Consider the following 20229-nt stretch of genomic DNA (forward strand, 5'->3'; position numbering starts at 1 on the left):
ATGCCGTAATTATATAACAATAGTAATCCCGCTATGCAATAGCAGGTTATTATCTTGTCATCAACTTCATACCACGAAAGTTTTAAACTATGTGATCGTGGCAGGTCTCCTGACTTATTCTATCTTTAAACGGCCTTCTCATCCCTCAAAACGGAACAATGGCATTGGTAATGTTTAAAGACTTTGTGTAGAACTTACAGTAGCGGGTCTGTTCAGGATTTACACCTGATTCCCTTTTAACTGCTTTTTCAGTTTGAAAAAGCAGACCAAAATCTGGGGTAAAGATATAACTCAGGTATGGTGTCTGCAAGTTAGAATTTGATTTTTTGCAAAAAACAAAAAACCACTCTTAAAAAAGAGTGGTTTTTAACAGTGATGAAGGTTACTAACTCTAATTAAAAAAATAACCGATTGTTATTTGAAAAACTTTATTCTTCATATCCCTGTTTATAATATAATTTGTGTTTGCTGTTACGTCTTTAAACACATTGGTATAAGACAAATTATATCTTGCATCTGCATAAAACCTGTCTTTAAACTGATACCCTAATCCGAAATTTACAGAAGCATCTACTCCATTTGAATAGTCTGACAAATTCATTTTTTCGCTATTCTCATAACCCAAAAAGTTGTCTTGATATTTGTTGTTTGCTTTTAGTAAAATTCCAACTTGTGGTCCTGCTTGAATACTTAAACCTTTTACAACATAATACTTCAACATTACAGGAATGTTTAAATAGTTTAAGGCAATAGTGCTTTTGTAATGCGAGTTCTGAACATCTGGATCTGAATAAGACAATTTCATTCCCTGCTGGCTATACAGTAATTCTGGCTGTACTGAAAAGTTTTTTGCCAAAGGAATTTCAGCCATTAAACCGGCAGTAAATCCTGTTTTAGAAGATGAGTTCAATTCATTTTCATCAAATGTAAGGTTCGCAACATTTAATCCTGCTTTTACGCCCAGTTTAACCTTTTCGGTTTGAGCCATTGCACCTGCACACATCATTAGTGCACAAATTATCAGCTTTGATTTTTTCATCGTATGTTTTTGTTTTTTAGAAGGGCAGTTCTGCGCGAGAACTGCCGTTTCTATCTGTAATTTGTTACTTTTTAATAATCTTAGCCGTGTACTTTTTACCTTGTACCGTACAATCTAGAATATAAACTCCAGTTGTAAGCTGACTTACATTTACGCTTGACGGAACAGCTGAATAGGTTTTACTCCAAACTGCATTACCTTCCATAGAATAAATTTTCATTTCTGCTTGACCTTCTGCTTTTTCAGCCAAGAAGATGTTTACATTGTCTGCCACAGGATTTGGGAACACTCTGAAAGAATTGGTCAATTTTCCAATAAGAAGACCTTTAGAATCAATTGGAGCCGACATACTTGTACAGCCATGTGCATTAGTTACTTGAAGACTATAGCTACCTTCCCAAATAGTTGAAACCATTTTTTCGGTTGCATTTGGCAAAGGTCTTCCGTTCAAATACCACTGATAACCCGCCGCATCAGCAGAAGCTGTTATTTTATTTCCTTCTAATGCCTGAATTTCTGGAACTACATTCTCAAGAACATTGATTGTCGTTGTAAAAATTTTACCTAATCCGTGTTCGTTGTAAACTGTTACATAATATTCACCGCTTTCTGTTGCAGTGAAAGTTGGATCTGTTGAACCATCAAACCATTCGTAAGCGGCATAATTTCCTGGATTTAAAACTACTTCTGGACCACAAACGTCACCGCTTGGAAGATCAGATTCGAAAGTGTCAAATACTACCGTTACCTTCTCAGTAAGACTGCATCCGTTTTTCATTGTTGCAGTTACAGTATACTCTCCTGCTTTATCAACATCAATAGAATTGGTAGTTTCACCAGAATTCCATTTGTATGAAGGCGCTTCTAATTCGTTTGCCAAAAAGTTTCTCTGAGCATCAAGGTATACACTTTTACCAGCATAAGCATGAACAACCGGAGCATCAAATATTTTGAAATTTGAAGAAACACCTTGATATACATAATCATTGATACTATTATTTTGTGCTATAATATCACCTTCCAAGTTTGCTTTTATATTAAAAATATGAGAATCTCCGCTGTCATCCAATTTAGGCTGTTTGATAAAAGTATATTCAATGCTTTCTCCAACTGGAATAGCCGCTGCAATAGTTTCAGAAATTTTCTCCGATGTATTTAAATATTCTAAATCCAATTGAATCGAATTTTCTTTTATTGCCAGCTGGCCTTCATTAGTAAGCTTTACTTTTACAGTACTGTTACCGCAAATGTCTAATGGAGACAAAATTTGCAATGCAACATCTGAAACTGCCTCAGTAATCACTTTTACATCATCTAAAACCATATAAGAATATCCATCTGATTTTGCGTGTCTGAAACGGAATAACACAGATTTACCAGCATATTTCGCTACATTTACTGCTGTTTTTTGCCACTCTGTATCTGCAAAAGTTCCTTGTCTTGCATTTCTCCAGATTTCAGTCCATTCGCCACCTGCAGGTTTAATATCTACAATTAAAGCATCATTAACATTACTCTGCATTGCATAATAAAACTCTACAGCAGTAGTGTTTCCTGTAAGCTTATACATTGGCGATATTATTTCACCGTTATAATATGGTCCTTCTAATTGGCTGTATAACATTTTTCCATTAGCAATACCTGCATGATCTTTTAACGGGATTGTTAAATAAGTGTTATCTGGAGTAAGAACTGCTCTCCATGGATAATTTTCGTCACTCTGATTAGATATAAATCCTTTTGTTCCAAAAATTGAACCTTGTGTCAAACCGTTAAAGTTTTCTGAGCTTAAATCTGACGCTTTTTCAACCACTTGAAAAGTTCCCGTTATGGTTTGTGCGCTTGGTGCACCTAAAGCAGTTGCTTTTACATTAACTTCGTAGTTTCCAGCTGGCAACGTTGGAAGTTTATCTAATGTATAAACAATAGTCTGCCCCACCAACATTTCATCATTTTTCTCTAAAGCAATCGGATCTCCAACAGCAGTTCCGTTTTGCGTAATTTGATACTCAACCTTAACTTTGTTTACTGGTGCGTAAGATAAATTCTTAACACCCACAAAAAATTCATGTGAAGGAGTATTCTCGTAAATCGTTTCTGGCGCACTTAAATTAGACAATCTTAAGAAATCTTTTTTTTCTTTAACTTCGATATTATCTACTGCAAAACCACTAGCAAATAATCCATTGTCATTATGCACAAATGCAACTTGAACACAAGATTTTCCAGCATAAGCAGTTAAATCTATTTCATATTCCCACCAAGCGCCGTAATAAGGCATATGGAATATTTCCTTCCAAGTCTCACCACCATCTGTACTTACTTTTACAGATCCATCAGAAAGATGTAATGAGTCTCCGTATCCATCAAACGATAAATGCGCTTCTTTGTAATTTGTCAAATCAAATACTGGAGAAACCAGCATATCGTTTGATGCATCACAGTTGCATTTGTCATCATTTGCTGCAATAAATTTAGTATGATCTGCAATAAACCATCCTGGCGATCCTAAATCTGGACGAGTTCCATGTTTCCAGCCGGCAGCACCTTTGTTTTCATAAGTTCTCCAGCCATTATATTTAGTATCATCTTCAAAATCCATTTTATAAGGAAGTACAGATACTTTCATATCTTCATTTTTCCAATTGTCATAAGTAAATGTTACAGCGTTATTACCTTGTTTTAGATCCTGTGTCATAACTTCAGGAAAAACAGAAACAGTTACAGTATGCTCACCAATAGTCTGTAAGTTAACATTTGTAACTTCATAACTTATGGTATCTTTAAACTTAGTAAAATTTAAAGTTGTCTTTTCGGTTTTTGAAAAGATTTCCTTTTTTGCCGCATCTAGAATTTTGGTCGTAACATTTACCACTTCACTTGATGTAACAAAATTGTTAGTTATTTTAGCTACTACTGAAGCGTTATTATTATTTATGTCACATTTTCCTGCATCTAATTTTGCCGATACAACTTCTAAATCATATGGTGCATCAGTCACCAAAATATTATCAACAAACGCACCTAAAAATCCGTCATTATAGTCATCTGTTTTAATATGGAAACGAATGGCTACTTTTTTACCTTTAAATTCATTTAGACGAATTTGATAAGGATCTTTTTTCAAACTGTTGTTTATTCCTGTAAACCATGGACCTCCAAATGATTCGTACTCATCATAGTGTACTGTTTCAGGATAATTAACAGTCTCAATTTTTTTCCAGTTTTTACCTTTATCTTCAGAATATTCAACAATTAAACCATCATATCCTTTGTGAAGCAGATAATACAAATCGAACTCAATGTAAGGAGATACTGAATTTGTAAAGTCGAAAATTGGAGATTCTAAAACAAAATCAGAATTTAAAGCCACTTTACCACCATTACTTTTTAAATCTACAGTTCCCCAAGTATATTGCGATTTAGTAGCTCTAAACGACAAAGGGTAATTTTGGAAAATAAACTTTTGAGTACCTGTTAATGCTTTAGTATTCCATCCTCCAGGAGTTCTTTCAAAACCTTCAGCATATGGCAATTGTGTTACAATTCCGCTATAAGATGCATTTAAGATACTATTATTGGTCGTAATTGGATCTTGCGCTAATGTCACATAACCTTCATAGGTATGCAAACCAGGCGCTGATAAATCAATGGTAGTATCAAAAGTAACTGTCATTTCAGATTTACCTTTAAAAGCAGTCTGCAATGTAACATCTTTCCAAACTGTTGTACTTCCTGCTTTTGTATTGGCATATCCTACTTTTATAACCGTTCCAGCTGGAATATCTTGACAGCCTAAATTGTAAAACGTGATCTTTGGAGTGTGACTTGCCGTTAAAAGATCTCCAGTATAATCAGGCATATCTAAGCCTGTTACTTTAATATCAAAATCTTTCTCTGCTGGCGGAACTATTATATTTGAAACAAATGAAATTCCGTCTTTTGCTCCAAACTCTACAATAGGTTTTAGATCTAATTTTACTTCAATATAATTTACCGCCGTTGTACTTACTTGATAAGGAATTTTTGCTTGAATTTTAACTCTAATTTCTTCACCAATCGCTAAATCTTTATCGAAAACAACCGTACCATCATAGGTGTAAAACGTTATAAGGTTTCCTAGAGCACTTGCCATTGCTCTCATTTTGAAACTTAAAACATCATTTGCTTTAATAGCTGCTGTTCCTGTATTTCTAATCGTAACATAAAAAGGCTCATCTCCTTTTAGCTGTCCACATGGTATAGACGGATTTTCAACTTTAATTAATACCAGCTGCTTATCTGTATATGCCGCTCCAACTCCAATAGCATACCATGCGTTTGTAACTTGCTTATACTCTTCAGATCCTAAACCATATAAATCTTCTGCCGCTAATAACGATGCCTGACGCATGTCTGAGAAGTTTGAAGATGGTGTCAAATATTCTGTAAGTGTAACGTAAGCTATTTTTTCTGCTTTAGCAAGACCAATAGATTTAACACTGTAGTTGTTGCCAAGATCATTTACTCCTTCACCGCCCTCTACTAAAAGATAATACCAGTAATTGGTAATACCACTGTTTTGATGCACACCACCATTATCAATCTGGATGTTTCCAGGATTTGTCCAAAATTCTCCCCCATAAGTATCTGGCTGACCAGCTGCTTTTGGATTAGCCATACTTCTCAAACTTCCGTGAGAGTATAATTCGTCACCTAGCATCCAGATATCATTTTTAGTGTCTTTTCCAGCATAAAGCTCAATAGAAATTCCAAAAATATCACTAAAAGATTCGTTCATTGCTCCAGATTCTCCTTGATAAATTAATCCAGCAGAGAATTGTGTTACAGCGTGAGTCATTTCATGTCCTGTAATTCCTAAACTTACAAAAGGCTGATCTAGTCCATCTCCAAACTGTGCCCATCCTCCTGTCCAAGAAGCATTCTGAACGTTGGTTCCTAAATGCGCCAATGCAAAAATGGTCATTCCTTTATCATCAACGCTATTGCGATCAAATTTTTCTTCGTAATAGTTCAAAGTCTTTTGAATTCCCCAATGAATATCAATTGCGGCTTCATCATGATCTTTATTGTACAAATCATTCCAGTTGTTGTCTTCGTCGATATATTCTGTCAATACTTCGTCTGATGCGTGTTCAGCATGATTCATATTCAAAGTATACATTGGCACTTTGTATTTTCCAACTAAGTCTTCCAACTTATAACCTCCTGCATATTGAGTGGTTCCAAAGGTGACATCCCCAGCAAATCTTGCTTTTCCTTTACCAATTGCAGCTCTACCGTCAGCAAAAGGCGATACGGACGAACGAAGATCTCTATTTAAATCAATTTTTAAAATTACTTTTCCAGTATTAGCATCTACATAAATCGTCTGGCTCGATTGTGGATTTGTTGCGAAAATATCGTATTTCCACGCCAAGTGATATTCTGTTAATTGAGAAGAGAAATTCGGTCCTACATAAACCAATTCTCCTTCTGGTTTAGTACTGATTTTTTTATGTACTAACGAAGAAAGTTTCTTGCTCTGCCAAACATATTCTTTAGCATTTACAGTATTTAAAGCGTTTTGCAATGCAGCCGATGCATTTACTTTATAATTACTGTTTGCAGGCAGTTTTTTACTTATATGTCCGAAAGCTTCAATTTTGCTTTTGTTATCTCTAACTTTATAAATTGCACCTTCAACAGGAACAGCATTATGCATCTGCTGATAGGTGGCCAAACTTCTGCCGTGTTTATCTGAAACCGATTTCAGCTGCATTTTGTCTGCATTCGACAATTCGAAATCTGCCTTTTTAACTTCAAATACATTTCTAACTGTCAAATTAGACGATTTGGCAAAAGATTTCACTTTTGTACTGTCAGCCGTTTGAACATTTTTAGCTGTTGAACTGCTTGAACTATTATCAAAAAGTTTCTGGCTTGCTTGTGATCTCTTCTGTACATCTTCACTTTCTTGCTGCGAAAGTGTTGTTCCTTTTATACTTTTTTGTGTTAAAAGAATATTGGAATCATCTTCCTGATTAGTACTTTGGTCAGTTGTTTTCTGAGAAACCTGATCCTTTTTCTGAACGGCATTTGGCGATTGTATGGCCGTCTGCGCATTCGATGTTTTGTTTTTTGGCAAAGGTGACTGAGCCATTCCGACGGAACAGATCAAGAAACCTAACACTAGAAACAAATACCTGGGTTTAAAGTAAATTTGGTTCATTTTTTTAAATTTAAAATTAGTATTAAGGCTGCGAGTTAATAGGTACAAGGGTTCGCAGAAAACCACAAAAGCAAGTTCTTAGAATCAATTCGGCGGTTGATTCTTAGAACTTGCTTTCGTTATTTTTTGTAGAATTTTTAAGAGCGCACTCTTTTTTGTTTTTGTTTCTTCCAAAAGCTCTTCAAGGCTTTTCTTCGGTTCTTCTTTCTTTGAGGTATTCATCAAACTTATTTGTTTCAATAGTTTGGTAAAAGTAGAACGCAACTGTTAGGCTCAAAAAAAAAGGACTAATGCAAAAACACTCGTAGGTAAAAATGTATCACCAAAAAAACACTCATTTCATTTTAAACTTAACAAAATCAAAACGTTATATTAAAGTTTAATTTACATGTTTTCTGATTTAAAAGAGTTTAGATAAGTGGAAAGATTTACTTTTTCGTTCGTCAAATCGAACTTTTTACGCAATCTGGTTCGGGCATTTTCTATAGACTTGAACGATTGTCCTGTAATTTGAGAAATTTCTTTTGTTGTTAAATCTAAATATAACAACGCGCAAAGTCGACGCTCTTTTGGAGTAAGTAAAGGATAATCGATGGTCAATTTATCGAAGAATGATTTATGAACCTGCTCAAAACTAATTTCAAATTCTTGCCAAATATCGGTATTCAAATCTTTTTCAAGACGCTTTAACACAATATCAATTGCCTGCTGTAATTCTTTGTTTGGTGTTTTAAGTTTGATTTTTTTAAGATCCGTCAGGATTTCATTGATATTGTCTGTTCTATGTATTTCTGACATTGCCTTGCCAACCAAAACCATATTCTTAGCCTCTAGACTTTGCTTCAATTCCTGCTCTTTTGCTTTTAGCTTTTCCTTTTCTAGCTGATTGGTAATATTTCGGTTTCGATAACGAATCAGCAAAAGAATCAAAGTCAAAATTCCGATTACCAATATTAACCCGACTACATAATATTTAAACCTAGTTTTCTCCTCGACTAAAGTTCGAATCTGACTTCGCACTTTATAATCTTGCTCGAGTCTTATTCTTTCCAGATTTACAGCTTTCTGCTCAATATTAATGCTGTCGCTAATCTCATTATACTTCTGAAAATAATGAACCGCATTTTTATAATCTTCTTTCCCTAAATAAGCCTGATACAACAATTTATTCATTCTTAACCCAGCAAAACCAAATTCATTGCCTTTTGACAATTCTAAGGCCCTTTTGGCATTTAGAATCGCTTCATCTAGTTTTTTTTCTTGAAAATTATATTCCGAAAGCGACTCATAAGTAAAAGCTTTTAACGATTTATTGATAGAAGCATCAGTTAAAGAAAAGGCTTTCTCAAAATAAAAATCCGCATTTTTATGATCTTTTTTTAATCCGTAAGCTCTAGCCAAATTGGTATAAACGTAAACCTTTAAAGTTTTATCCTTCAATGTTTTTGCAATCGCATCGGCTTTGTGATAGTAATAGAGCGAAGAATCTAAACTTTTACCCAAGTAAGTTGTACCAATGTTGTTTAAGATTTTTACCAATTTATCAGACTCATTCTTAGATTTTTGGTAACGATATACTTTCAGGAAATATTCAAGCGCTTTCTGTTCATTATTACTTTTGGCATAAATAATGGCAAGATTATTTTCTACTCGAGCAATTTCATCTACAAGATTATTGCTTTTGTAAATCTCATAGGCCTTTAAATAATACTGCAAAGTAATATCTATAACATCTTTTGCGTCGTAGATTTTAGCCGCTTTTGCATAAACTTTCGCTAATGTTAAATCGGTTTTCTCTGTTTTTTTTGCCTCTGCTTCAGCCAATTCAATATATTTTAAAGCTCTTTCCCAATCCGAATCTTGAAGCTTGGAAGCAATTTTGAGCGCTAAATCCACTTTTTTCTCATGATTATCGATAGTATTTAAACTATCAATCCATTCTTTTGTTGAAGATTGCGGATAAATATAAAAAGTGGTAAGAATAAAAAATATGCAAAGTAATCGACCCATCGTGTGTAAAAATGATAAAGATGGAGGCAAAATTATAGAAAATTATCAGCAATTAACAACAAACAGATAAAATAAACATTATTCTGAATAAACTCAAAAGTTAATCATGATTTACGATTTGGCGAAAAAGCAGTAATGTTCCGTTATTATCTTTTTTCCAAACGTTCATGCTTTTTCCTTTTACGTTTCCGTGATTTTCACCGTCATGCCAATCCACACTATAAAAACCAAATTCTATAATTGCTGTTCTAGCATAGATAATTCCCGAAGTCAGAATCGAAATCTTGTCAATACTTAATGTTCCGGGTTTTTCATGTTCCATAAAATAGTCTGTAATTTCTTTTTCACCAGAAAGAATTGGTGTGTAATACGTTAGATACATGGCATCTGGCATAAACATTTTGGCATGTTCTGCTCCTTGCCTATTTTGAACGAACTCTTTAATGGTTTTATTTCGTTCTTTAACTTCAGATGCTAATTTGTCTGAGACGTTATAAACTTCTGTTTCTGGAACAGAAGAATCATCAATATTAGGAATATTTCTATCATCAAAATTGCTTGACGAGCCCCATATTTCAGCAGCAATTGTTAAAGGAAGACTTCTTTGCGAAGGTTTTTTCCATAAAACCGCATATTTTCCAATATATGAGAATGGATTTTGTTCGGTTAGATTTAAGGTTTCATCAAAAGTTCCAATTTCTAGAATATAGTTCCCAAAATCTTGCAATTCCAGAATTTTTCTTTCGAAAGAAGCAATTTTTGCCTGAGAAAGCCATTGTTTGTAAAAATCTTCAATCGCTTTTCTGCCCACTCGCTGTCTACTATGCTCTGGCATAAATACGGTTTGATCGGTGTAAGCTTTTACCAAATCGCCCCTACTTCCTTTTATAAAAGCGCTGGCAAATGAAGAATTGTACTCTTCAATCTGTTTCTTAATAATCGAATCGATTTTATTTCCCTGAGCAAAAGCACTGAATGCAAAAAGGAAAAAGATAAAACTTAACCTATTCATATTTGGGCTTATTTAATTGGATAACTAATATACAAAATATTACTATTCAACAACTTACTTCACAAATAGATACAAAAAAGAACTCCAATTAATTATTTTTCATTCTTTAAATAATTTAAAAAAATCACAAATATTTGTCGAGTTTCTCCTGAAGATTTCTCCTTCGTCAAAATGACAAATAGTACGTTTTTGAACCATTTCTAAACTGAAATTTCAGATAAAATTTTCTGTTTCTTCTATTAAGTTTCGGATGATAATTTCAGTTGAAACTTCACTATAACTGCCAATTGACTGTCCGGTCCAAATACTAACAAAATCGGTCTTTTGTTCTAGTTTTGCTGTTTTTCTGAGCTCTGCAGTCAGTTTATTTTGATACGGATACGGTAGCACAAACTCAGAATTTTCAATTTCTTTTATAAAAGCATTTCGAATTCCGCGCGCGTATCTTCCTGTAAAGCTTTTGGTTAATACAATTTCATTTTCTTTTAAATTTCTAAGACGGTGCTTTTCAAAATCCTGCAAGGCACTTTCACCAGATCCTAAAAGCAAACTTCCAATCTGGAAACCATCTGCGCCCAAAGTTTTAGATGCTAGCAACGTTTTTGCGTTATAAATTCCGCCAGCATAAATAACAGGCGTATTTACAGTTTCGGTTACTTGAGAAAGCAACGATAATCCTCCAATCTGCGGAATGGTTTCTTCTAGAAAACTTCCGCGATGGCCTCCTGCTTCAATACCTTGTACACAAATAATATCAATACCACTATTTTCTAACGCAATAGCCTCTTGAACCGAAGTACAGGTTCCAATTAAAAGCACTTTATTTTCTTTTAAAGTCGAAATACTTTCGTTATCCAAATTTCCAAAAGTAAAACTCACAATATTGCAGTTTTCCAATAAGATAGCTTCAATCTGATCGTGATAATCAGTGAGTTTGATTTCGTTTATAGGTGGAAAATCGGCTTTAATCCCCGTTTTCTCAGCAAACTTTTCCAAATGATTTTTCGTTTTAGCATAATCAGCTTCCAATTTTGGTGTAATTGGATCTATTGAGTGAACAAAAATATTCACGGCAAAAGGTTTATTGGTTAATTTCTTTGTAGCCCTAATTAATTCGATACATTTTTCCGCAGTAAGATCGCCCAATGCCAGCGATCCCAAAGCTCCAGCATTACTTGCAGCCGCAACCATTTCTGGAGTTGTAACGCCTAACATTGGCGCTTGTATTATCGGATAATCCGTTTTAAATAAATCGGTCAGAACATTTTTCCATTCCATGATATTTAATTTTATTGTTTGAAGAGAATCTTTTAAAAGATAGAATCTTCAAAACTTCAAGAGAATATAAAGATAAGTCAGTTTCAGCAGAAAATATTAGATTTTTATTCGCAAAGAAGTTAATTTTTCGACAAAAAAATCTTAACGATGCAATATTTGGTTTCATAAAATGTTTATATATAAAAGATTATGATGCATCTAATTTTTTTAATCAATACCACACTAGATTAATAGTATAAAAACATGAAAAAAATATTTTTTATAATTGCCCTTGCTTCCTTTTCACTGCATAGTTTTGCTCAAGAACTTGATAATAAATTCAAATCGATTCCAGCAAAAAAATCTCCAGTAAAAGAAGTTATTCCGCCAGCAGAAGCTGCTCCAAAAGAAAATCCGCCAGCGCCTATAGAGAAGCCTGCACCATTACAGGTTAATCCAGACGAATTATTTAAAAACACAAACCTTTATAAGCCAGAAGCTAATGTTGAAGGAATATTTTATAGAAGAAATCAATTCTTAGGCAATTTCAACACAACTGCGGTAACTTCTACTATAATGTACCGTGATGCCGCTTTTGTAGACGGCGATAAAGTAAAAGTATATTTGAACGATAAAGTTATTGAGCCTGAAGTCTTTTTAAACGGAGATTTTAAAAGCGTCAAAATAAACTTGGAAAAAGGAATTAATAAAATTGATATCGAAGCTTTAAACGAAGGTTTTGCTTCTCCAAATACAGCCGAATTCAAGGTGTATGATGATAAAGGCCAGGTTATTTCGTCAAGCGAATGGAATGTTGGAACAGGATATAAAGCTGTTATTGTATTAGTTAAAGAATAAAATCAGAAATAAAAAATTGTAATAAATCATAAAAAACACTTAAAACTGCTGAGTTCGGCAGTTTTTTTCTTGCATATATGTAGTCAACTACGTAGTTTTGTACTGTTATTTAATTTTTGAAATACCATGCAGATTCAGCCCATACAAAATGAGTACGAAAACCAGATCGTAGATTTAATCTTAAACATTCAGCAAAAAGAGTTTAATGTTCCGATTACTTTAGAAGATCAGCCAGATTTACAGGATATTGCAAACTTTTACTATAAGCCAGGCGGAATTTTTCTCGGCGCGTTTATAGACGAAAAACTTGTTGGAACTATTGCTCTCGTAAAATTTAATAAAGAAGGCGGAGCTATCAGAAAAATGTTTGTAAAGAAAGAATTTCGAGGAAAAGAGTTTAATATTGCACAGCATTTATTGGAAGAGTTGATTAAATACAGTAAAGAAAATGGAATTCAAGACTTATACTTAGGAACGGTTTCTATTTTGCAGGCGGCATTACGTTTTTACGAAAAGAACAATTTTATTATCATACCAAAAGAAGCACTTCCTGTAGATTTTCCGTTAATGAAACCTGATAATGTTTTTTGTCATTTAAAATTAAATCCATAGCAATGAATATAATTGACGAAATTGGCATTTTGGCCATATCAACTCGCTTGCAGCGCTTGAGCGAACAATTGCGCAAAGACGGTGCACAGATTTATTCTTATTTCAATATAGATTTTGAACCGAAATGGTTCCCCGTAATCTACACTCTGCATGTAAAAGAAATGCTGAGTGTGGTCGAAATTGCCAGCGAAATTGGTTATAGCCATCCTTCAACCATCAGTTTGCTAAAGGAGCTGGAAAAAGAAAAACTTATCAGTTCTAAAAAAGACAAGCAAGACGAACGCAAGAGATTGATAATTTTAACACCAAAAGGAAAAGAATTGGTTTCTAAAATGCAACCGGTTTGGGCGATTATGGCCAAAGCTTTAAACGAAATTACCAATCCTCAAAATAACCTTCTTCGAGCAATTGAAGAAGCAGAAGATAATTTGACGCGCCAAAGCTTTTTTCAAAAAGCAATTGAACTAAAAGACAAAGACTAATCTTTTCCTGTAATTTTCTTTCTATGGTTGTGTCCCCACTTTGCTAGAGAATCTATAACTTCTTTTAAAGTATGTCCGTATTCTGTTAACTCATACTCAACCGTAACAGGTTGCGTGTTCAAAACTGTCCGGGTGACCAATTGATTTTCTTCTAGATTTTTTAGTTCCCTGCTAAGCATTTTTCCAGAAATGCCTTCCACTTCTCTTAATAGATCGGTAAACCTCAATGTATTAAAGCATAGAGATGCTATAATAGAAATTTTCCATCTTCCGTTTAAAATATACATGGCGTCATGCACTGCCATAATATGCTGATTGCACGATTTTTTATCGTGTATTGGTTCTTTTATCATGTCCTGTTAGTAAGTTACCTCGATGTTACAGTTACTTTTGGTAATCTGATGACAAAAATACACTTAAGTTTTTTTACATTTGAATACAATTTTAATCAATTAAAAAAAAATGGCCTTAATAGATGCACTAAAGTGGCGTTACGCTACAAAAAAAATGAACGGACAAGCTGTTCCGCAAGAAAAAGTAGATTATATTCTTGAAGCTGCAAAGCTAGCTCCTTCTTCTTCTGGTTTACAGCCTTATAAAATCTTTGTTATTACAAACCAAGAGCTTAAAGAAAAACTTAGAGCGGTAAGTTTCGACCAAAGCCAAGTTACTGATGCTTCTCACGTTTTGGTTTGGGCTGCTTGGGATGGTTATAATTTAGAGAAAATCTCTACTGTATTTGACAAAACAATTGCTGAAAGAGGAATTCCTGCTGATGCAATGGATGAGTACAAACAAAGACTTTGGGGAATGTACGAACCTCTTGGACAAGAATGGCATGCTAACCACGCTGCAAAACAAGCTTATATTTCGTTTGGTATTGCAATCGCCGCTGCTGCCGAACAGCAAGTAGATTCAACTCCTATGGAAGGTTTTATTCCTGCTGAAGTAGATAAACTTTTAGGTTTAGGTGAACTTGGTCTAAAAAGCGTTTTAATTTTACCTCTTGGTTATAGAGACGATGCAAATGACTGGTTGGTAAACCTTAAAAAAGTAAGAACTGCTCAAGAAGAATTTATAACAGAAATCAAGTAAAAAATTAATTTTTGCTTAAATAAAAATGCTTTTGGAATGGCACAACAGTGCTTTTTCAGAAGCATTTTCAGTTTAAATATTTCATTTTCAAAACAAAAACAAACTCAGTTTGCAAGAATAAAAAACTGGTTTTAGAACGCTAATGTTATTTTTTAATTATTGTATAAAAAAAGGTACACAATACGGATAATTAAATAATATTGTATCCCTAATTTTGCTTTTATCCAAAACAATTCAATCTTATTTACAACATTTAAAATTCTAACATTATGTCTGATTTTTTAACGCAATTTGGGGAAGACCTAAAAAAGAATGTCCCAGGTTTTATTGCCGTTTCGGTAGCTGAAATCGCGAGCGGTATGTCCTATTATTCTCAGTCTGTTGTCGCAGATTTTGATCCAGAATTGGCATCTGCATACAACCTTGAAGTAGTTAAAGCAAAAATGAATGCGATTAAAGCTCTAGGATTAAAGGATCAGGTTATTGATAACGTCATGATCACCTTAAGTTCTCAAATTCACATTATTGATGTTTCTGATAATCAGGAATACTTTATTTACTTAGCGGTAGACTCAACAAAGGCTAATTTAGGTATGACAAAATCTATCCTTAATAAGTATAAAAAAGAAATCGCAGCTAAATTATAACACAATTTTGCCCCTGATAAAAAGGAATATTCAACTCTTGAATGTTCCTTTTTATTTTTTAGACCTAATTATAAAATTTGTCGCTCCACTGGAGCTTTATATTCTTTATGCTATTTCCTTCTATACATATTTCGCCTCTCTGAGGATCTTCTAAAATAAAAACAATCTTTTTCTAGAAATACCTCTCTTAAAGAAATCACAAAAAACCTTTCTATTTTTATATAAATTGTTATTCGGTTCTTTTAAAATAATCTATATTTCGAAATGTTAACAAGGAACTGTATAAATGGAATTACGCGCTTATTTCGAAAAATATTCTGACGAAGCAACCTGCATTGAAGAGCTCAAAAACAAACGTTTAGAAAACGGACTTTTGTGCAGAAAATGCGGGCACGACGTACATTCTTTCAGACAAAATGATTTAAAATTTCAATGTCGAAAATGTGGCAGCCGAACTAGTCTTCGATCTGGCACTGTAATGGAAAACTCTAATCTTCCTATTCGTTATTGGATGATCTGCATTGAATTGATGACGCTTTCGCATAGAAAAATATCGATTCTTAAAATTCAATATTTGCTTGGCCATAAAAGATACGAGCCGATCTGGCTGATGGTTCAGAAAATACGTCTGGTAATGAAAATTAGAGATGAGAAATACCGATTAAGAGCTTACTCCGAATTTGACCCCGAATTTCTTCAGAAAATAGATAAACTTGCCATGCAGAAAAAAAAAGCAAAAACTGAATGATGGTGAGATGTGAAATGTGAAATGTGAATGGTAAATGGTGAATGGTGAATTGTGAAACGCAAAACTTAAATAAAAATAGCCACAGATTACAAGATTAAAATGATTATTTAAAATCTGTGTTAATCTTATAATCTGTGGCTAAATAATTTTATTATTATGATTGCTTTGGAAAAATTTACAATTAACCATTCACAATTCACAATTATTATTTCTTTTTATTCTTTTTCGCTTTAGATCTTTTTGCTTTGTTTTTAGCGATCTTTTTTGCTTTTGCTTTTTCCTTAGCTTTTTTAGCTTTTGCTTTCTTTTTAGCTTTAGCTTTTAGTTTTGCTTTTTTAGCTTTCTCTTTCTTTTTGTCTTTTGCTTTTTCTTTTTTCTTAGCAACAGCTTTTTTCTTTTTCTCTTTTTTCTCTTTTTCCTTTTCTTTTTCTTTCATTTTTTTACTCTTTTTAGATTTTGGCTGATTTTCGTTTTCTTCAGATGTTTCTTCTTCAGCCTCAGATGAAATTTCTTCTATTTGTGTTGATTCTTGCACTGTTTCCTCTACTGCATTATCCTCTTTTTCGGCTACTTTTTTTGGAGCTCTTTTCGGTTTTGGTTTTGCTTCTGGAGTTTCAGCAGATTCTAGAACTGGAGTCTCTTTTTGTTCGATTTCGTCATTTGAAATAACCGAAACAGCTTCTGCCTCCTGATTGATTTCATCAACAAGTATTTCTTTTGCCATTATTCTGTTAATTTTAAGAAATTGATTAAATTTATTTTTAATTAAACTAATTTTTAATGTTATTAAATCATTAAATTAACATCAAAAAATAATAAACAAAGATAGATTGAAAAAGACATTCGCCAATGTTAAGTTTTTCATTGCAAGAAAAAAACACATCTAATATACTAAAAAACAACAACTTACCCAATGTTAAGTTTTTTATCACACTTTTTATCAAATTAAAAAGTCTTTTATAAGCTTTCTATAAGTGATACTTTTAATAGAAATAAAGTACATTTTGCTTAATTTCACTTTAAAATTTGATAAAATGTATCACGATTTATCCTATCAATACATCAAACCCAACAAAAACCTTTCAGATTTTGTGGATAGTTTTTGGTGTATGGAAAATAAATCGGATGAATCACTAAAAACAATTGGCCTTCCTGACGGTCGAATTGATTTATCGCTTATAAAAACAGCTGAAAACCCTTTTCAAATTAGACTTCTGGGTTTAGGAACACAACAGTACGAAAAAGGGATAATTCCAGCTAACAGTATGACGTTTGTGATTAGTTTTAAACTTCTTGCTGCTGAATATATTTTTCATGAAAGCATTGCAGATCTTATAAATTCAGGAAAAACATTAGAATCTAGTTTTTGGGATTTCGAAGAAAGTGATCTGGAAAATTTTGAATTGTTCTGCGAAAAAGCAACTTCAAAAATCAACTCCTTATTAATAAAGGAAGTTGATCCCCGAAAGCAAAAGCTATTTCACCTTATTTATGAAACTCATGGAGCAATGACTGTAAAAGAGTTATCTGAACAATCTAGCTGGAGCAGTCGTCAGATTAACAGGTATTTCAATCAGTATTTCGGAATTTCATTAAAAGGATATTGTTCGATTCTTCGTTTTCGCGCTTCATTGGAGCATATTGCAAAAGGGAAATTGTTTCCTGAAGAGAATTTTTCTGACCAGACACATTTCATTAAAGAAATCAAAAAAATATCGGGCTCGCTTCCAAAAGAACTTTTTCAAAACAAAAACGACCGATTTATACTATTATCGGCTCTTTCATCACAATAATTTTGCAACATAGATTTTAAATACAAAACTATGTTACTTAAAGATAAGAAAGTCGCTATTATTGGCGGCGGAATGGGCGGTTTACTATTAGCTCGTCTTTTACAATTGCAAAATATTAATGTGAAAGTCTACGAAAGAGACCTCAACTCAGAAGTACGTGTTCAAGGTTCTCCTTTAGATTTGCATGAAGATTCGGGTTTGATAGCCATGAAATATGCCGGTTTATTGGACGAATTTTATAAAAACATTCGTCCTAGCGCCAGCAAAGCTCGAATTGTGAATCAGAATTTCGAATTAAAATTTGACGAACATGCTATTCAGAAAGGCGTTTCTCAAATAAATTCAGAAAACAATCAAGATTCACTTCAAGACATTTCAAAACCGCGTCCAGAAATAGACCGTTCGGTACTTCGCACTATTTTATTGAATTCTCTCCTGTCTGAAACCATTGTTTGGGACAGTCAATTTATTTCTATGGAAAAAGAAAATGAAGGCTGGAGATTGTACTTCAAAAACGAAACAACTGTTTATGCCGATCTGGTTATTGCCGCAGATGGTGCAAATTCTAAAGTGCGTCCTTATATAAGTACAGAAAAACCTATTTATTCTGGAATCACGATGATTGAAGGCACTATTTATAACGCCAAAGAAAATGCTCCAAAACTTTTTGAATTTTCTAAAGGGGGAAAAGTTCTTGCCATGGGAAATGAACAAACCATTATGTACGGTACAAAAGGAGATGGCTCACTGATGTTTTTACTCAGCTGCAAAATTCCTGAAAACTGGATCGTCGAAAATGGTTTGGATTTTAATGAAAATCTGGAGATTTTTGAATGGTTTAAAGACATTTATCAAGATTGGAGTTCTGAATGGCACGAGCTATTTATGAGTAAAGAGTTGTATTTTATTCCGCGTCCGCAGTATTATTTTCCGTTTAATCAATCTTGGAAAACACAAGAAAACCTAACTATTATTGGCGATGCAGCTCATAGAATGCCTCCTTTTGCAGGAAAAGGCGCCAATCTAGCTATGCTTGATGCTTTTGAATTGGCAGATTGCTTAACGAACAATCTTTTTTCTGACAGGAGAACTGCTATTTCTTATTTTGAAAATCGTATGCTGGAAAGAGCATCAAAGGCGTTAGCCGATACTTTAAACAACAGTGAAGAGCTTCATTCAAAAAATGCTTTAGAAAGATTGCTTGCAATATTTAACCGATAGAATAAAACTTAATTATTTTTATTTCAAACACTTACATTTTTTGTTTAAATTTACAAGTATCGGAAAAGCGTAATTTTAAGTAATTATACGCCAATATAAGTTTCACCAAACAAATTTATACAATGAGGCATCTTCTACTCCTATTCTTTTTTACAGCTTTTATATCTTCTTGTTTCGGTCAAAAAATTAAAGATTCTGTTGCCGAAAAACCTAAAGAAAAGAAAATTGAATTAAGGGTAATGCCATATTTGAGTTATAACAGAAATCTTGATTTTATGTTTGGTGTTATTCCAATGGCGATGTATAAAGTTAATCATGCCGATACTATTTCTCCTAAATCATTGTCTGGAATGTCGGCTATTTATACCACTAATAAATCTTATGTTTTGGCTTTCTTTAATAGATGGTATTTGAAAGAAGACAAATGGCGATTCAAACTTTTCTTTTTTACAGGAAATCAGAATTCGCAATTTTATGTTGATGATGTAGATCAGCCCGATTTTTATGATTATGGAACCAAAACAACTATTTTAGGCATCGGTGGACAGCGCAAAATTGTTGGTAAATTTTATGGAGGACTATCGTATACATATTCCCATTACAACACAGTATATGAAGATAATATTTCTCCATCGTCGGTTTCACATAGCAATGCTTTAGTTGTAAACTTATTATATGATACTAGAGATGCCGTTTATTACCCTACGACAGGATACAAAATTAAATTGGACTGGTCTACTTATCCCGATTTTTTAGATAATGATCTGGCATCTAACAGAATATCCTTTCAAGCCAATAGATATATTCCAACTAGAGATAATAAAGATGTCATTGCAGTTCGTGCTTTTGGCAAATTCGGACTAGGAAATGTTGCATTTGAACAGCAGAGCACCATCGGTGGAACAGATATTCGCGGTTATTCTGAAGGAAAATATAGAGGTGCTGGATTAATGGATGTTCAAGGCGAATACCGATACAACTTTGGACAGAAAATGGGATTGGTTGGCTTTTTCGGTATTGCCACTATTTATGGTTCTGATACTCCAAGCTTTGATTGGAAAATGTATCCTGGTGGTGGTGTTGGATATCGCTACAATCCATTCAAAAAATCAAAATTCAATGTTGGTCTAGACGGTGCAGTTGGTAAAGGAGATTGGGGAGTTTATTTTAGAATTGGCGAAGCTTTTTAATTTTCAGAAAAAGATTATAGCGGAGGGCTGTCTTAAAAAGGCAGCCCTTTCTTA

At 33.6% G+C, this 20229-nt stretch carries 15 protein-coding genes, 1 pseudogene and 1 riboswitch; of the genes and pseudogenes, 9 read left to right on the top strand and 7 right to left on the bottom strand.

The window, feature by feature from the left end; genetic code table 11:
- Positions 1–82 precede the first annotated feature (82 nt).
- A riboswitch (cobalamin riboswitch) is annotated at positions 83–286 on the bottom strand.
- A gap of 105 nt (positions 287–391) precedes the next feature.
- The 5 genes from AC5ZCW_RS02320 to AC5ZCW_RS02340 form a co-directional block, all read right to left on the bottom strand.
- Positions 392–1039: a porin family protein gene (locus AC5ZCW_RS02320; RefSeq protein ID WP_496117676.1), complete on the bottom strand. Its 648-nt coding sequence runs from the start codon at positions 1037–1039 to the stop codon at positions 392–394.
- Between the two features lie 64 nt (positions 1040–1103).
- Positions 1104–7250, bottom strand: coding sequence for a M4 family metallopeptidase (locus tag AC5ZCW_RS02325; RefSeq protein ID WP_496117677.1), 6147 nt, complete (start codon positions 7248–7250; stop codon positions 1104–1106).
- A gap of 384 nt (positions 7251–7634) precedes the next feature.
- On the bottom strand, positions 7635–9260 hold the full coding sequence (locus AC5ZCW_RS02330; RefSeq protein WP_496117678.1) for a tetratricopeptide repeat protein: 1626 nt from the start codon (positions 9258–9260) through the stop codon (positions 7635–7637).
- 100 nt (positions 9261–9360) lie between these two features.
- Complete coding sequence (locus tag AC5ZCW_RS02335; RefSeq protein ID WP_496117679.1) at positions 9361–10272, bottom strand: YybH family protein; 912 nt, start codon at positions 10270–10272, stop codon at positions 9361–9363.
- Between the two features lie 213 nt (positions 10273–10485).
- The gene (locus tag AC5ZCW_RS02340) at positions 10486–11550 is read right to left on the bottom strand and encodes an NAD(P)H-dependent flavin oxidoreductase (RefSeq protein ID WP_496117680.1); all 1065 of its coding nucleotides are present in this window, start codon (positions 11548–11550) and stop codon (positions 10486–10488) included.
- 243 nt (positions 11551–11793) lie between these two features.
- On the opposite strand from AC5ZCW_RS02340, the gene AC5ZCW_RS02345 reads away from it, so the two are divergent.
- The 3 genes from AC5ZCW_RS02345 to AC5ZCW_RS02355 all read left to right on the top strand — a co-directional run bounded on the left by AC5ZCW_RS02345 (position 11794) and on the right by AC5ZCW_RS02355 (position 13481).
- Positions 11794–12387: a hypothetical protein gene (locus tag AC5ZCW_RS02345; RefSeq protein WP_496117681.1), complete on the top strand. Its 594-nt coding sequence runs from the start codon at positions 11794–11796 to the stop codon at positions 12385–12387.
- Between the two features lie 126 nt (positions 12388–12513).
- Complete coding sequence (locus AC5ZCW_RS02350) at positions 12514–12999, top strand: GNAT family N-acetyltransferase (RefSeq protein ID WP_496117682.1); 486 nt, start codon at positions 12514–12516, stop codon at positions 12997–12999.
- A gap of 2 nt (positions 13000–13001) precedes the next feature.
- A complete protein-coding gene (locus AC5ZCW_RS02355; RefSeq protein ID WP_496117683.1) occupies positions 13002–13481 on the top strand; it encodes a MarR family winged helix-turn-helix transcriptional regulator in 480 nt (159 codons plus the stop codon).
- Here AC5ZCW_RS02355 and AC5ZCW_RS02360 read toward each other — a convergent pair.
- Entirely contained in the window at positions 13478–13834 is a 357-nt protein-coding gene (locus tag AC5ZCW_RS02360) for a winged helix-turn-helix transcriptional regulator (protein WP_035690806.1), read from the bottom strand. The genes AC5ZCW_RS02355 and AC5ZCW_RS02360 overlap by 4 nt on opposite strands.
- A 109-nt stretch (positions 13835–13943) precedes the next feature.
- Here AC5ZCW_RS02360 and AC5ZCW_RS02365 point away from each other — a divergent pair, with 109 nt between their 5' ends.
- From AC5ZCW_RS02365 to AC5ZCW_RS02375, 3 genes and pseudogenes are all read left to right on the top strand, one after another.
- Positions 13944–14576 (top strand): nitroreductase family protein, encoded by a 633-nt coding sequence (locus AC5ZCW_RS02365; RefSeq protein WP_496117684.1) that lies wholly within the window; start codon positions 13944–13946, stop codon positions 14574–14576.
- 269 nt (positions 14577–14845) lie between these two features.
- On the top strand, positions 14846–15223 hold the full coding sequence (locus AC5ZCW_RS02370) for a hypothetical protein (RefSeq protein WP_496117685.1): 378 nt from the start codon (positions 14846–14848) through the stop codon (positions 15221–15223).
- A gap of 286 nt (positions 15224–15509) precedes the next feature.
- A pseudogene (locus tag AC5ZCW_RS02375) lies at positions 15510–15956 on the top strand (transposase); the annotation flags it as partial.
- Between the two features lie 220 nt (positions 15957–16176).
- On the opposite strand, the gene AC5ZCW_RS02380 reads toward AC5ZCW_RS02375, so the two are convergent.
- On the bottom strand, positions 16177–16695 hold the full coding sequence (locus tag AC5ZCW_RS02380; RefSeq protein WP_496117686.1) for a hypothetical protein: 519 nt from the start codon (positions 16693–16695) through the stop codon (positions 16177–16179).
- A 310-nt stretch (positions 16696–17005) separates the two neighbouring features.
- Here AC5ZCW_RS02380 and AC5ZCW_RS02385 point away from each other — a divergent pair, with 310 nt between their 5' ends.
- The 3 genes from AC5ZCW_RS02385 to AC5ZCW_RS02395 all read left to right on the top strand — a co-directional run bounded on the left by AC5ZCW_RS02385 (position 17006) and on the right by AC5ZCW_RS02395 (position 20175).
- The gene (locus AC5ZCW_RS02385) at positions 17006–17764 is read left to right on the top strand and encodes a DUF6597 domain-containing transcriptional factor (protein ID WP_496117687.1); all 759 of its coding nucleotides are present in this window, start codon (positions 17006–17008) and stop codon (positions 17762–17764) included.
- A gap of 30 nt (positions 17765–17794) precedes the next feature.
- Positions 17795–18985, top strand: a complete 1191-nt coding sequence (locus AC5ZCW_RS02390) for an FAD-dependent oxidoreductase (protein WP_496117689.1) — start codon at positions 17795–17797, stop codon at positions 18983–18985.
- Between the two features lie 122 nt (positions 18986–19107).
- Positions 19108–20175 (top strand): BamA/TamA family outer membrane protein, encoded by a 1068-nt coding sequence (locus tag AC5ZCW_RS02395; RefSeq protein WP_496117691.1) that lies wholly within the window; start codon positions 19108–19110, stop codon positions 20173–20175.
- The last annotated feature ends 54 nt before the right edge of the window (positions 20176–20229 follow it).

The sequence above is a fragment of the Flavobacterium sp. PLA-DH12 genome (genome assembly GCF_059511845.1).

Coding starts and splice junctions, on each gene's coding strand:
- AC5ZCW_RS02320 (WP_496117676.1), bottom strand. CDS start 1,039: ATGAAAAAATCAAAGCTGATAATTTGTGCACTAATGATGTGTGCAGGT.
- AC5ZCW_RS02325 (WP_496117677.1), bottom strand. CDS start 7,250: ATGAACCAAATTTACTTTAAACCCAGGTATTTGTTTCTAGTGTTAGGT.
- AC5ZCW_RS02330 (WP_496117678.1), bottom strand. CDS start 9,260: ATGGGTCGATTACTTTGCATATTTTTTATTCTTACCACTTTTTATATT.
- AC5ZCW_RS02335 (WP_496117679.1), bottom strand. CDS start 10,272: ATGAATAGGTTAAGTTTTATCTTTTTCCTTTTTGCATTCAGTGCTTTT.
- AC5ZCW_RS02340 (WP_496117680.1), bottom strand. CDS start 11,550: ATGGAATGGAAAAATGTTCTGACCGATTTATTTAAAACGGATTATCCG.
- AC5ZCW_RS02345 (WP_496117681.1), top strand. CDS start 11,794: ATGAAAAAAATATTTTTTATAATTGCCCTTGCTTCCTTTTCACTGCAT.
- AC5ZCW_RS02350 (WP_496117682.1), top strand. CDS start 12,514: ATGCAGATTCAGCCCATACAAAATGAGTACGAAAACCAGATCGTAGAT.
- AC5ZCW_RS02355 (WP_496117683.1), top strand. CDS start 13,002: ATGAATATAATTGACGAAATTGGCATTTTGGCCATATCAACTCGCTTG.
- AC5ZCW_RS02360 (WP_035690806.1), bottom strand. CDS start 13,834: ATGATAAAAGAACCAATACACGATAAAAAATCGTGCAATCAGCATATT.
- AC5ZCW_RS02365 (WP_496117684.1), top strand. CDS start 13,944: ATGGCCTTAATAGATGCACTAAAGTGGCGTTACGCTACAAAAAAAATG.
- AC5ZCW_RS02370 (WP_496117685.1), top strand. CDS start 14,846: ATGTCTGATTTTTTAACGCAATTTGGGGAAGACCTAAAAAAGAATGTC.
- AC5ZCW_RS02380 (WP_496117686.1), bottom strand. CDS start 16,695: ATGGCAAAAGAAATACTTGTTGATGAAATCAATCAGGAGGCAGAAGCT.
- AC5ZCW_RS02385 (WP_496117687.1), top strand. CDS start 17,006: ATGTATCACGATTTATCCTATCAATACATCAAACCCAACAAAAACCTT.
- AC5ZCW_RS02390 (WP_496117689.1), top strand. CDS start 17,795: ATGTTACTTAAAGATAAGAAAGTCGCTATTATTGGCGGCGGAATGGGC.
- AC5ZCW_RS02395 (WP_496117691.1), top strand. CDS start 19,108: ATGAGGCATCTTCTACTCCTATTCTTTTTTACAGCTTTTATATCTTCT.